This is a genomic window from Holospora curviuscula, from assembly GCF_002930195.1.
GTDB classification, from domain to species: Bacteria; Pseudomonadota; Alphaproteobacteria; order Holosporales; family Holosporaceae; genus Holospora; species Holospora curviuscula.
Genome location: NZ_PHHC01000083.1, coordinates 30,156 through 43,582, shown reverse-complemented (window position 1 = coordinate 43,582; position 13,427 = coordinate 30,156). Strand labels below are relative to the sequence as shown.

Annotated in this window: 10 protein-coding genes and 1 tRNA gene; 5 read left to right on the top strand and 6 right to left on the bottom strand. The window is 37.4% G+C overall.

What is annotated here, in order from left to right:
• Window positions 1–445: 445 nt before the first annotated feature.
• On the top strand, window positions 446–658 hold the full coding sequence (locus HCUR_RS09160; RefSeq protein ID WP_104206870.1) for a hypothetical protein: 213 nt from the start codon (window positions 446–448) through the stop codon (window positions 656–658).
• Window positions 659–753: 95 nt separating this feature from the next.
• Here HCUR_RS09160 and HCUR_RS04055 read toward each other — a convergent pair whose 3' ends face one another.
• Both HCUR_RS04055 and cysS read right to left on the bottom strand, forming a co-directional pair.
• Window positions 754–1,755: a glycosyltransferase family 25 protein gene (locus tag HCUR_RS04055; protein WP_104206869.1), complete on the bottom strand. Its 1,002-nt coding sequence runs from the start codon at window positions 1,753–1,755 to the stop codon at window positions 754–756.
• Between the two features lie 9 nt (window positions 1,756–1,764).
• The gene (gene cysS, locus HCUR_RS04050; RefSeq protein WP_165780739.1) at window positions 1,765–3,093 is read right to left on the bottom strand and encodes a cysteine--tRNA ligase; all 1,329 of its coding nucleotides are present in this window, start codon (window positions 3,091–3,093) and stop codon (window positions 1,765–1,767) included.
• Between the two features lie 509 nt (window positions 3,094–3,602).
• Between cysS and HCUR_RS04045 the strand changes: the two genes are divergently transcribed.
• Window positions 3,603–3,676 (top strand) — tRNA-His (locus HCUR_RS04045).
• A gap of 95 nt (window positions 3,677–3,771) precedes the next feature.
• Here HCUR_RS04045 and HCUR_RS04040 read toward each other — a convergent pair.
• The 3 genes from HCUR_RS04040 to HCUR_RS04030 form a co-directional block, all read right to left on the bottom strand.
• The gene (locus HCUR_RS04040; RefSeq protein ID WP_104206867.1) at window positions 3,772–3,951 is read right to left on the bottom strand and encodes a hypothetical protein; all 180 of its coding nucleotides are present in this window, start codon (window positions 3,949–3,951) and stop codon (window positions 3,772–3,774) included.
• A gap of 1,112 nt (window positions 3,952–5,063) precedes the next feature.
• On the bottom strand, window positions 5,064–5,798 hold the full coding sequence (locus HCUR_RS04035; RefSeq protein WP_104206866.1) for a ComF family protein: 735 nt from the start codon (window positions 5,796–5,798) through the stop codon (window positions 5,064–5,066).
• Between the two features lie 8 nt (window positions 5,799–5,806).
• Entirely contained in the window at window positions 5,807–6,499 is a 693-nt protein-coding gene (locus HCUR_RS04030) for a ribonuclease D (RefSeq protein ID WP_104206865.1), read from the bottom strand.
• A 189-nt stretch (window positions 6,500–6,688) separates the two neighbouring features.
• On the opposite strand from HCUR_RS04030, the gene HCUR_RS04025 reads away from it, so the two are divergent.
• Entirely contained in the window at window positions 6,689–7,201 is a 513-nt protein-coding gene (locus tag HCUR_RS04025; protein WP_104206864.1) for a hypothetical protein, read from the top strand.
• A gap of 1,691 nt (window positions 7,202–8,892) precedes the next feature.
• Here the strand turns inward: HCUR_RS04025 and HCUR_RS08570 are convergent.
• On the bottom strand, window positions 8,893–9,042 hold the full coding sequence (locus HCUR_RS08570; RefSeq protein WP_165780737.1) for a hypothetical protein: 150 nt from the start codon (window positions 9,040–9,042) through the stop codon (window positions 8,893–8,895).
• Between the two features lie 1,265 nt (window positions 9,043–10,307).
• On the opposite strand from HCUR_RS08570, the gene glmS reads away from it, so the two are divergent.
• Together glmS and HCUR_RS04010 are read left to right on the top strand one after the other, a co-directional pair.
• On the top strand, window positions 10,308–12,089 hold the full coding sequence (glmS, locus tag HCUR_RS04015) for a glutamine--fructose-6-phosphate transaminase (isomerizing) (RefSeq protein ID WP_104206862.1): 1,782 nt from the start codon (window positions 10,308–10,310) through the stop codon (window positions 12,087–12,089).
• A gap of 5 nt (window positions 12,090–12,094) precedes the next feature.
• Window positions 12,095–13,093, top strand: a complete 999-nt coding sequence (locus tag HCUR_RS04010; RefSeq protein WP_104206861.1) for an A/G-specific adenine glycosylase — start codon at window positions 12,095–12,097, stop codon at window positions 13,091–13,093.
• Window positions 13,094–13,427: the final 334 nt, after the last annotated feature.

The following is a 13,427-nucleotide window of genomic DNA, read 5'->3' as shown; positions in this document are numbered from 1 at the left end:
GGAGAACTTTGACTTTAAAGGTTACGATGCTGATAACATTGTCTATTATGCTGACACATTATATTGGCAGCAGTAAAGCCGTCATCTCCCCACGATCCATGCAAAAAACCCCAGAGAATTTGAGGCAGGTTTTTACAAAGAACGCACTCTAGTCGAGCGAATGTTCAACACGTTAACCCATTTCAGGCGCGTTGCACCCCGATATGACACACTTGCACACACTTTTCTTTCCTTCCTTCATTTTACTGCATCACTCATAATTCTAAAGTAACCCTAAATGTCAACATGCCCTAGATTCTTTTTTATTTTTTTAATTATTTTATTATAAGAGTTCTAATCTCATTTGAAGCTAAATGACTATATATCACTTACTTTTTCTACATAGTGATAGAAATTTTACACCTTTTCACTAGAATAGTAAGAAAGAACCGTTAAAATAGACAAAATGAATCAAAATATAAAACTGTTTAAAAAATTATTATTATGGAATTTTTCTTTCCTAGAAAGCAGTATCAAATTATTCGGCGCTGTGATAATGCTTTCCTCTACGCTTTATGCAGGGTGCAACTGTAAAGATACTTTGGGAGAAAACCCGTCCTCTTTCTCCACGATGATGGTAGATGATTTACCCCCACCATCAAAGGTTAAGACCACTTAAAAGATTTCCATCAATTCCTTTTTTTCTGTTGACACCAAAAGTGTCCATCATAAAAAGAAGCTCTAAAAAAGAAATTAACCGTTAAAATTACGTGTTTATTTCTTAGAGGATTGAGCGTTCGAGGTGGGGAAAAAACTTTTCCATTCACATCGAACCCATATCCACAGACCGTACATAAAGCGTGATAAGTGGCTACAAAAAGAAAAATAACGTCCATACCAACGATATTTAGACTTTATATGCCCAGTGCGTGTGATCTGTCTTGGCCCGGCTTTCTCAATATCTGAGTCTCCAAAGGTTTGGAATGCGCATCGAGGCTCTATTCCCGTAAACTGCATAATAGTGCCCTGAAAATCTTTAAATTCCCAAAATCGCATGTAGTACATATCCCAAGGGAGACGCATGGGAAGCGCTCTCTCCAGCAAACGATGTGCGGCCCAACGGTTTATCAGGTAAGCACCTGCTCTCCAGCATTCTTTGAGGTATATACACAAATGCATTCCAAAAGGAAGAAAAAGAGAGGCGGAAGGCAGTTCAAAAGGCCACCCACTTTGCAGTGGATGAAGCTCAAAGGTGCACAGGTCCCACTTTTCTTTACAGCGTATCAACCCTTCAATTATTTTTGGAAAGGTGGGACTAAACGTTACATCATCTTCTACAATCACAGCAAATGCGAAGCTAGAACGTATAAATTCTCTTAGTGCTTTACAGTGACTAAGATAACATCCTATTTCTCCTAAACCCGGTTCTTTTCCCTTTAAAAAAAGACGATAGTGCTCTAAATCTACAATATTAGGATTGTGGCGCAATGCGGGGTAAGATTTGCCATAAATACCAGAAATTCGATGTACAGGAAAAGGAAATGTAGATAGATGGTGTTGTATACGCTGCCATCGTGCTTTAGATTGATCAAGATTAATGACGTATACACCCACACTAGAAGACTCTGTATAAGGAGCACCAGACCAAAGGGAGGATACCGGGGAGTACCCAACTCCAGGCAGAACAAATCCTCCTAAATATACACTGATACATACTCCCCCTAAACTGCTCCATAAAAGCGCTAATCCTATTTTTAAAATAGAGCATTTGAACATATCGGTGAGTTAAATTCGCTGATGCCAGTACGTGCCTTGGGGGGTGTCTTCCAATACGATACCTAAAGCTTCCACTTCGTGTCTTAAAGTATCTGCGCGCTGAAAGTCTTTTTCAGCACGCGCACGATTTCTTTCAGTAATAATACTTTCTATTTTGTTCCGGAGCTCCATCGTCATAAACGAAAAGGTGGCTTCAATCCCAATAAGACCTGCGCAGGTGTGGACAATAGGAACCCACTGGGGGTCTTGTAAAGCACGTTTTGCTGCCGCATGCAATGCAGTTAACGCTCCAGGCGTATTTAAATCATCACACAAATAAGCTAGAAAATCCTCATCCATATGGGGTGTCCCATCCCAGGGAAGCGCCAATACTCGTAGTACACTTTCTACACATTGAGTAGCTTGATGCAATAAAGCAGAGCCCCAATCCAGTGGATGACGATAGTGAGAAGAAAGGCACGCCCAACGTACCACCGAACCTGAAACTTGTTTTAATACATCTTTGAGTAATAAAACATTCCCTAAAGATTTAGACATTTTTTGTCCCTCTACCATTAACATTCCATTATGAATCCAATACTTAACAGACTGTTCTATATTGAAAGCACTTCTAGTTTGAGCACTTTCATTTTCATGATGAGGAAATAAAAGGTCTGATCCTCCTCCATGAATATCAAATCTAGATCCTAGGTACTCCTTGCTCATAGCGCAGCATTCTGTGTGCCATCCAGGCCGGCCGTTTCCCCAAGGAGAGGGCCAGAACTCTTGTTCTTCTACTGCAGGCTTCCATAGTACAAAATCCTGAGGATTACGTTTGTAGGGGGCCAATTCAACCCGAGAACCCGCTAAAATTTCTTCAATATTAGCACCAGAAAGGGTTCCATAATGGGGATCTTTTGATACATCGAATAGTACATGATCTTCTGCCCAATACGCAACGCCTTGCTCTAAAAGCGTTTCAATGATGGCGATCATGTGGGGAATATGGTGTGTTGCCCTAGGTTCAACGCTTACAGGAAGTACGTGAAGTGCTTGGATATCTTGATGAAATTCAGCAATAGTAGTGTGCGTAAGTTCAGTGATGGAGATTCCAAGGTTCTTTGCTTGGACATTAATTTTATCGTCCACATCCGTTATGTTTCGTACATACACTACTCGCGGAAATAAATATCTCAACAGTCTAAAAAGAACGTCGAACACTATAATGGAGCGCGCGTTTCCCATGTGAATAGGGCCGTATACTGTAGGTCCACATACGTACATGGTGACCTCTTTTGGATTTAAAGGCGTAAAAATTTCTTTTTTTTGAGAGAATCGGTTGTGTAAAAATAATGACACAGAAGACATGGTTCTCAGCACTCTACAACATCTTTACCGTAGTGTAAAATTTCTTTGTACTAGGGTCAACTCCATGATTTAAAGGTAACACAAAAATTGTTCTGCTCCATTAAATTGACGCAGCAAATCGGCATCAATACAAGGAAAAAAGTCGTATTAACGTTCCAATCATGAGACAGCGTTTGCGATACAAGAACCCAATCTCCAAAAAGCATGTATCATTTTTTTTATTTTATTAATTTACTTTCTAATAAAATTCAAGATATATTATGACACAAAACAAAAGTTGATTTTTTAATCATTGCTTCGACGGTGCTCAAGACCAGTATAGAACCACCCCAAGAATCTTGGCTTTTTACTTTTGTTATGTATTCCATGATAAAAAATTGTGTACTTTCTATTTTTTACATTATTACTTTTCAAATCTTTTTCGTCGTTTTTTTTAATAAGGTTGCCTTGGTCTAGATACTTGACAAAAAATAATTACTTGCTAGAATTTAAATAACATGGCGGGTGTAGCTCAGTTGGTTAGAGCGCTAGGTTGTGGTTCTAGAGGTCGCCGGTTCGAGACCGGTCATTCGCCCCTTCTATTAAAACTTTTATTAAGATATATAAAAAATTAGATGCTGTGTATAAATATATTGATTCTTTTTGTAGATACTTAACCAAGGGATTCACTCAGAGTAGGGTGGTTAATAAAAGCTGAAAGAAGGAATCAGGACAGGCAAAACACCCCAAAGCTCTGAGATATGGTTTTAGATTTATTCCTGGGATTACACCAAAATTTTTAGCATCTATCTTTTTTAAAAAGGTCTTCCATTTTTCATCATTATAATCACTCAATGCTTGTTGGACCATACGTTTTGACACCAGCTTTAAAGGTTTTTAGATCCAAATTTTGTTTTTACCTCAGATTGAACACGGTGAAGAAAAAAACTATTTTAAAGAATTGTAGAGATATCTTTAATTTGTTGCTTGATAATCCTTCAACTAGATTTAGTGCTGGTACATATAGCAGCGGACACATTACTTATTATATTTTTTGGGATCCTTATCTCGCTATACCAACTTTCAGTATCTGTAAGAAAAATTACTTATTTAGTAAACAATATTAAGAATTCATCTAAAAAAACTGCTTTTCATGATTTTTTTAAACTATGTTCACCTTATTTTAAAATATTTAATAAATCTTCATTCATCAAAAAAATATACTTTCAGCCCAGTCTTAATGATTTCCGTCTCTAATTTTTTAAGTTCCTCTTATTTTTCTATGCTGAATTTATCATAGAGGTTTCTACATGGTATGAGCCCATATCCTAAAAAAATGAATGTGCTATCTTTGAACGAGATGGCTTCTTATCTTTCATAAACTCTTCTATGCCATGATTTTTATCGTCTTTTTACCATCGGTTACATATATTCCTGCGTAAATCTAATACTTTACGTACTTTTCTGTACACCATTCATTATAGGATAAAAATGATTGTTTTAAGCCTATTTGCTATTACTCCCAGATGCTCTAGATCCAGTGCAGCCTGATCCATTCAGTTCTGATTTATTACGCTCATTCATTATAAATGGGAAATAATATTAATCTCTGATCGATACTTGAATAACATCCGTAACATTTTGAGATATTTTTTTTCTTTCATTGCTAGTTCTTGATACATAGGCCATCCTTCGTCTTCAGCTCAAACGTCTTTATCCAAAACGTCAAGACTTGAAATGCTGTAATTTCCCGCCGCTATAATCGTCTGTAGACGTTTTATTTTTTCCCTATTTTCCCCTCAACTTGACTAGGCCGACGCTTCTACCTAATACTGTTTTACTTTTTCTTGCGATGGAAGCGCGTTTTTCTTTGCTCTATTTTATCATGCTTACTCGTTCGTCCTAATATGGAAAATAGTATAAATTAATTTATTTCTGTTTATTTATTATCTCTTATTTTAGATAAATACAAAAAATAGGAGCTAACTTGGGGAGTCCAGTTCAAGCATATCGTTTACGTTTTTAAATCCTCCCAAAGGAATAACTTTGCTTAACGTAATTCCCCTAATATGGTGTACTCCCTTAGCTTTTAAAGCGTTAGCGCAGGCTTTTAACGTCGCACCGGTAGTATACACATCATCTACCAGAATAACGTTGATGGGAAGAGGAAACGTTGGACAATAGTGAAAAGCTTGGCCAACATTTGAGTGACGTTCCTGAGCAGGTTTCAAGCCTTGAGAATCTGTATCTTTCACTCGTCTCAAGGAGCTGTAATCATAAGGAATTCCAGTGCGTCGACTAAGCCAACGCGCCAACAACAACGCTTGATTAAAACCTCTTTGCATCAAACGTTTAGGATGAAGGGGGACAGGAATCAATAATCTGCCTTCAGGGTAATATTCTAACAATAAACGAAGCATCTGATACCCAAAAAATTCCGTCAGCCAAATTTGATGATTGTGTTTAAACTTAAAAATTAATTGTTTTATGCCCGGACCATATTTCCATACTGCACGATGTCTAAAGAACGGATTGGGCAGTGCAGCACACGCATTGCACAAAGTATTTTCCCCCCAATACCCTAGAGGATCTCCACACAGCGCGCAGAGAGGTGCGGTAATAAATTCAGTTTTAGTCCAACATCGTGAACACAACCCTAGACTTTCTATCTTAATTCCGCACAAAGCACACCGAAAGGGGAAAATCGTACTGATCACACGAAATCTTATTCAAAGGGTCTAGGAATCATGTGGGAGAACACATCCTCTGTAAACCCTGCTATATCCAACATAACGCGATAGGGTAGAAATTGATAGACCGCTTGAACCAACGTTTGTCTTCCCTCTTGTTCCAAAATTTCGTCTAATAATCCCCGAAGCTCGTGCAAATACATCACATCACAAGCCGCATAATGTTTTTGTGCTTCTGTTAATTGGACCGCGCCCCAGTAAGAACTTTGCTCATTTTTAGAAATTTCAATTCCCAGAAGTTCTCTGCATAATGCTTTTAATCCATGACGTTCTGTATAAGTGCGGGCAAAACGAGAGGCAATCTTTGTGCAATATACACTAACAGGCAATACTTTCAAAGTTCGGTACAAAATTCCCATATCAAAACGTGCATAATGCATTAATTTTTCAACATCTTTTCGCTCTAATAGATGACACAAATTGGGAGCCGGCTGAGCAACGCGATGAATACGGATGAGATGGGCCACACCGTCTCCAAAATTAAGTTGTACCAAACATAATCGATCTGTAGATTTCAACCCAGTAGCTTCGGTATCCAGCGCAACGCCTCGGTTTAGTCTAATCCCTGACTGCAAAACCTGTTCTGGTAAATCATGCTCGTACACATGAATACTTTTATGCTTGGATGGGCGTCGTTCAGAGGAGTCGTAAGAATTTGATTTAGTCACTGTGAAAAATCCTATAAAAGAACCATGAAATTATATCAGAGGGATCTGTCTTAATGCAAATTTCTAATCATTGGGATCGAAAAAAATCAACGATGAAAAAAGCTTTTTTTATTTTTACAAAAAAAATTAATATAAATTTACAAAATTTATATTATAATTTATTATGAATTTTATAATAGATAATTAAAAATGAAAAAAATATGGAGTTTATACTTGATTTTTATCTGGACTACTGCTGTACAAGCATTTTGGCCATTTTCACGCGTCTCCTCCAAGACTGTTGATGAGGAACAAGAAATTAAAATCAAAGAAAAAGAAGCTGGTAAAAATTATTTTCAATCTTCAGAAAACAACGAAGAAAAAATGAAACATTGGATACAGGATAAAACTTTGCGTGCCTATGAAGTAGGCAACAAAGTGGCTGAATCTATGCTGCAGGGATTTAAAGACTCTTTTTCTTCTGTGAATAATTCTGATTTTTACAATGCAGGGCGTAAGTCTGCTGATCTCGTTGTCCAAGGCTTCAAAGATGCGTTCACTACTACAAAGCGTTCTGACTTGTATACCACAGGCAAAAAAGCTGCCGAACGCGCAGTCCAAGATTTTAAAAATATTAATATCTCTAAACAAAACACAGTAGGAAAGGCTACTCTTCCTGTACAACACGCCTCCTCCTTGACTCGGATAAATAAGCACAAGTAAGCTTTAGTTTCCAAAAAAAATGAATTTATATTAGGTACTCTGCTCTTTCCCTGTGCTTCTTTAAAAAATACTGAACTTCAGTAGAGGTTTTCTCTACTGCAACCTTACAAGTACCCATTAATTTTTTCTTGCTAAAATAAAATAAGATCACTGGGAAGTCAATGTGCCTTCAATTTTTTTTATCCCACATCCCGCAGTAAAATCATAAATAAAAGTCCTATAAGGACTTCTCAAGCAATTTAGAATAAATTTTTTTTCTCAATAAATATAAGGAACGCCCTGTTCTTTTTTTCAATCACTAAAATGCTTATGCCTTGGAAACAAAAAAATATCTAGTTTTCACTTGTGCGCTGAGTAATCTTTTTCATATCAGTAAATGTTCTATTTTGCTCAATAAGGCTCTGTCTAATACGATGTTCAACACCCGCGTAAGCCATAAGACTGAAGATTTTTATCATGAATACATGCCTCGTTGGGCTTAATTTTTTTAGAAATCATGATGAGGCTAGAAAATCAGAGCTTTTTAGGCGAAAGCCCCGTTCTACAGTGTGTTTAAATTTATATTCATCAAGCAGCCTATTGCATAGAAAGATTCTTACAAAGATTATGAGTAGCGCAATAAAAAATCCTCTATTTTTTTCAGCTACACAACATAAATCAAAATCAGTCATTATAAATCCAGTGATTTTAAAATTTATACTCTCTTCATTTAATTTGTTCTAGGTCAGCCACGTTTTTCTGGCGTTCTTGCCTAATGATTTCCAGATTTACACTACAAATAAACGTTTATTTATTACATTTGCTGCGTAAGAAAAAATTTGGTGTAGTTTTAGTTAAATGTTGATAAAGGTATGAAAATCAAAAAAAGGAAGTCCATGTCAATGCAATACACCAAAATAAAAATATAATTCCAGAACTTTTTAATCCCTTTTGAGTATTTATCCCGAAATATTCCATCAAATTTTTGGTAAGGGAAATCCCCCTCAACAGGCGTTCAAAGGCCTAATTGTAGTAATCTAGCTTGAAGATTGAATTTGAAAGAATTGAAGTAAAGTCTATGAGCCCAGAACGTCGCTGTAAGGTTCAGATCAAACGAATATGACACGAAGAACACTAGCCCACAGTTAACCGAGTCTATCAGTTCTTTTGTCTTATAAGAGTTATGGAATGAATCATAATTCATACTTAGGCCGAATTTGAGCGCTTTGATTCAACACTGTTACCCCCAAAGATTAAAAAGATACGTATTGCAAAAACTATTAAACTCCATAGTGATTATTTACTAAGCGAGCTGTCTTGTAGACTATAGATTGTTTTGGAATATGTACCATGCTTTTTAACCTAAAAGCATTTCATTTTTTTATTCCATCCCCTCTCTTTTTAAAAATTGCCATATCAACACTACCTTCATCAATATATACAAGTATTTCAGGGGTATATTTTTTATTGCTTTTAGCGTACTAATCTCGTTTTTCTTGACTTACGTAGAGGAAGACTCTTTTTATAACTGAACCTATCCATTGTAACTAATACAGCCAAATAACTATAAAATAGTTATAGAGAATAGCACGTCAATTGAACAATGTGTAGAACGTCGTATCTGTTTAGCGTAATCCCATTATTTGTCAATGGGATTAAAATCAGGAAAATAAAGAGGTAGGTAAAGTATACCAGTATCTTTAATCCATTTTCTACCTAGCTTTACCTTGATGGAACGCAGCGTTATCTAGGACAACACCACGGTTTTCTAGAATATGGGTGAGTATTATTTTCTTTACCCAACAAGTCAATCCCTCTAGAGAAGCCGGAAGCAATCCAATGGGCCTTAAAGTAGAGCCCATCAAAGCGCCTATAGCATTTGTTCTACTTTGGGCACCTCAATCCTGCTCTTTTACAGAATACCCATGCGTTCTTGGCATATCATGGACAACTCCACGTTTATCAACTTTCCTGTTTAATTCATCACGTTTTTGGCACAATAGAGATGTTTTTTCTGGATCCGCTTTTGGATGATTTAAGTTTTTTTATCGCGAACCCCAAAGCATCCAAGGACTTTTAAAATGCCAACAGCGCTAACCTCACGCTCTGGCTGATAGACATCAAGATCCGGCTTAGAGCGAACTAAATTCGGTTCTAAATGCGTACCCCTTCTATAGTCTCCTACCCCATTCTAAAACATTTACCAGAGTCTTGATAGCTCACCCCTTCTTTTTTTTAATTCCTCAACCCTTATGACGGAAGTCTAATGCATACGACATCTTTAAATATTTTTCTCTTTTCTTTTGTTATAACTATTCTATAGGTATTTGGCTATATCTTGCACCACAAGCACGCATGCCAAATTTAGCAGCACGATCCTCTTATCTGGTATCCGGATGATGCTTTACATATTGAATACAAGACTCTCGCTTTGTACATGGTTTAGTTTCTGTACGTAATTTTGGAGGGTAACGTTCTTGGCTTTTGTAACGTAAATCCTATCTGTTTATTGTCATTTTTTTATACCAAACACTATGGATGTTTTTTGGACTGTTACTTGCTTTGATACAGTGTATAAATTTTTGTGTTAAATCTACGCAGTACGGACTTATTGATATATTTAAATTTTCTAAACTGTAATTATATTATTTGTTATGTTTTGATTCAAATTCTATTAACTATAACATTTTAGGGAATAAAATAGTGCACGCATCAAAGCGCCCAATCTCGTGATAAATGTAATGATAAAAATGCATTGGGTTTCGGAAAACAATCGTCTCGGGTTAACTTTTTTTTTGCTCCTAATCAAGCAAGTGATAGTCAAAATGGTTAGCGTTTATTGAAAGATTGGCAACGCTTATGAGGAGAATCCGCCCCGATAATAGGCTGAAAATGGGGCTTGAATCTTATTTTTCGTCCCAAATCATCCCTCCCCTGAATCCATAGAATTGCCATAAAATAATCGATAAACGACATCAATGAAACCCAGTGCTTTTTCGCAAAACTCAAAAGCGTTTCTTTATATTTTCTGACGCTTTGAAAAGCTGGATACCTTAACCGCATGATCTTGTAAAATAGTTATTTTTCATGAATAATAGGAATCATTGCGTTTCGTTGAGAAAAAGCCGTGTGTGGCATTATAGGATTTTTAGGGAAACGTCCTGTTTTAAATACTCTTGTAAGCGCTCTAAAAAACGTAGAGTATCGAGGCTATGATTCGTCTGGAGTTGCCGTGATACAAAACAAAAAATTAGTACGTTATCGCGCTGTAGGAACATTAAATCAATTAATTAAAATCTTACCAGATGCATCACAAAGCTTAGTGGGCATAGGACATACACGATGGGCTACCCATGGTGCTCCAGAAGAGCGCAATGCGCATCCTCAGATGAGCAAAGGAATTGCAGTGATTCATAACGGGATTATTGAGAATTTTTCTATGCTTAAATCTTTTCTATTAAAGCAGGGGTATAGATTTGAAAGCGATACAGACACTGAGGTCGTGGCTCATTTGATGCATTTTTACTATCACAACAATAAAAGTGTGCACCAAGTTTTTTTTAAAATATTAACAGAATTAGAAGGAAGTTTTGCATTGGCAGTACTTTTAGAAGACTACCCTAATCAAATTTTTTTTGCCAGGAAAGGCATAAGCCCCTTAATCTTGGGAAGAGGCTCTCAAGGGGTCAGTTTGGGATCCGATGCATTAAGCTTGGTGGGAATCTCTGAAGAAATCAGTTATGTGGAAGAGAGTACATGGGGTATTTTATCTTTGGAAGATATTCATATCTTTAACGAAAAGCAAGAATCCCAGCAGCTTTATTTTATACCGCATCCGCTGGGGCAAGAGTCCTTAGGAAGAGGTGAATTTCATCACTATATGTTGAAAGAAATGTACGAACAACCTGAGATCGTATTAAAAGAAGGAACACGCCCTATAGTAATTCCTGAAGCGTTAAAAGATTCTTCTCACATTACCTTGGTAGGATGTGGAAGCGCTTTTTATGCTGCCTGGTGCGGGAAATACTATTTAGAGCAATTGGCCCAGCGCATTGTGACTCTAGAACTTGCTTCAGAATTTCACTACCGAAATCCCATGGTGCAACCAGGGGTCACCATTGCGGTCTCTCAGTCAGGAGAGACTGCAGACACGTTAAAAGCGATTCAATACATGGAACAGAAGGGTCAGTATACTATTGGTATGGTGAACATGCCTTACAGTTCTATTTCTCGTTATGTTCAGTATGAGCTGTTAACGCGGGCGGGTCCGGAGATTGGTGTTGCTTCTACCAAAGCATTTACTGCGCAATTGTTATGTTTATTAAAAATTTCCTTAACCTTAATGAAAGAAGGGGAAAAAAAACAACACGTTTTAAAAGGGCTTCAACAGCTCCCTATGGATATGCAAAAAATTTTTTTCAAAGCTTCTCAGCTGCAAGATATTGCCCAACATTTAGTACACGCAAAGGGTATCATTTATCTAGGACGTGGCATAAGTTATCCTATAGCTCTGGAGGGAGCTCTCAAAATATCTGAGCTTTCTTATATTCATGGGCAAGGATTTGCAGCGGGAGAATTAAAACATGGACCTCTAGCACTCATTGATGGACTAACTCCAGTGGTGGTGGTTGCCCCTATGGATCAATTTTTTGAAAAGACCGTTTCTAATATTTACGAGGTATGTGCTAGAGAGGGAAAAGTATTTGTGATTACAGACGAAGCGGGTGCAACCCAGTTAGCGGGTGTGCCCGTTCAGGATATATTTGTTTATCCTTCCCCAAAAGCATGGGAGTTGCATCCCTTTTTATCCGTTTTAAGTTTACAGCTCATTGCGTATTATACCGCTTTGCACAAAGGATGTTCTATCGATCAACCAAGAAATTTAGCAAAATCTGTGACAGTTGAATAGGCAGAATGGATAAAGCATTTTTTTCCAAGAAAATTTTATCTTGGTATGGGCAGTACAAACGGTCCTTACCTTGGCGAGGAGGCTCTGCATATCATGTTTTGGTAAGTGAAATAATGCTACAGCAGACTCAAGTAAAAACCGTAATTCCTTTTTTTCATCGCTTTTTAGACCGATTCCCCACTTTAGATGCTCTCGCGCATAGCGCGTTAGATACAGTGTACCAAGCATGGCAAGGATTAGGGTACTACCATAGAGCTCGTTACCTTCATGAAGCAGCACGCGCTTGGGTTGCCTTGGGACGAGATCCCAAAAGTTACGAAGAATGGCGTAAGTTCCCTGGTGTGGGATCCTATACTGGGGCGGCGCTTGCGGCAATTTTACTAGAGCAGCGCGTTGCTGCCATCGACGGAAATATTAAACGAATTTTACAGCGTTGTTTTGGACTAGACACACTGGCTGAGATTTCAGTTATGGCTCAAGAAGTATTGCCCGAACATCACTATGGAGATTATACCCAAGGTTTGATGGATTTAGGTGCTAGCATCTGTACGCCGCGGGCTCCCCAATGTACAGTATGTCCAATAGCACAACACTGTAAGTTTAAGAACGGTATATGGACCCCTATTATCGTACAAAAAGCACCTAAACCTGTACGATATGGCCATGTTTATCTCTGTGTTCAAAACCATGAAATCTGGACTGTGAAAAACACAAAAACTAAGCTATTAAAAGGTCTTTGGGGGTTTCCAATCTCTGAGCTAAATAAAGAACACAATACGTCTTATATTGACTTAGCCCAAAATCTAATGTGTGGCACAGTACGACATGCGTTTACTCACTTTACATTAATTCTTAGTGTTTGGAATGCGAGTTCAAAAGTGCAAGATATTATATCTCAGTGGCCTCAGGGAATATGGCTTGGACCTAAGCAACGAGAGGCTATGGGATTTTCTAAATTAATGCGTAAAGTAGAAAACGCTGTAGAAGATGTGCTGAAACAATAGGCAGCGTAATAGAAGAGAATTGTATAGTAAGGCATAGTAAATTAAAAACCCATCTTTACAATTAACATAACTGCTTCAGAACGATTGTAGCATGAACAAGCATTAGGAGAGTTTCAGCTTTTTTTGTAAAAATTTCCTCTGTACCAGACAAAACTAATTGGTTAGTTAGTTTGCATTGACAGTAACGCGCTGAAATAAAAACAAAAAGTGTATAATCTCGATTATCGAAAAAGAGGTATACATCATGGTTTCAGTCAACGAGTTAAAGCGCATTTTAAAGCCATATTTCAAAATCGACAATAGGCGTCTTGATTGCTTAACCCAAATGTTAGGT

What these genes read in the sequence shown, in the direction of transcription:
- HCUR_RS09160 (WP_104206870.1), top strand. Translation starts at nt 446, where the DNA reads ATGAATCAAAATATAAAACTGTTTAAAAAATTATTATTATGGAATTTT.
- HCUR_RS04040 (WP_104206867.1), bottom strand. Translation starts at nt 3,951, where the DNA reads ATGGTCCAACAAGCATTGAGTGATTATAATGATGAAAAATGGAAGACC.
- HCUR_RS08570 (WP_165780737.1), bottom strand. Translation starts at nt 9,042, where the DNA reads ATGGGCTCTACTTTAAGGCCCATTGGATTGCTTCCGGCTTCTCTAGAG.
- HCUR_RS04025 (WP_104206864.1), top strand. Translation starts at nt 6,689, where the DNA reads ATGAAAAAAATATGGAGTTTATACTTGATTTTTATCTGGACTACTGCT.
- HCUR_RS04055 (WP_104206869.1), bottom strand. Translation starts at nt 1,755, where the DNA reads ATGTTCAAATGCTCTATTTTAAAAATAGGATTAGCGCTTTTATGGAGC.
- HCUR_RS04010 (WP_104206861.1), top strand. Translation starts at nt 12,095, where the DNA reads ATGGATAAAGCATTTTTTTCCAAGAAAATTTTATCTTGGTATGGGCAG.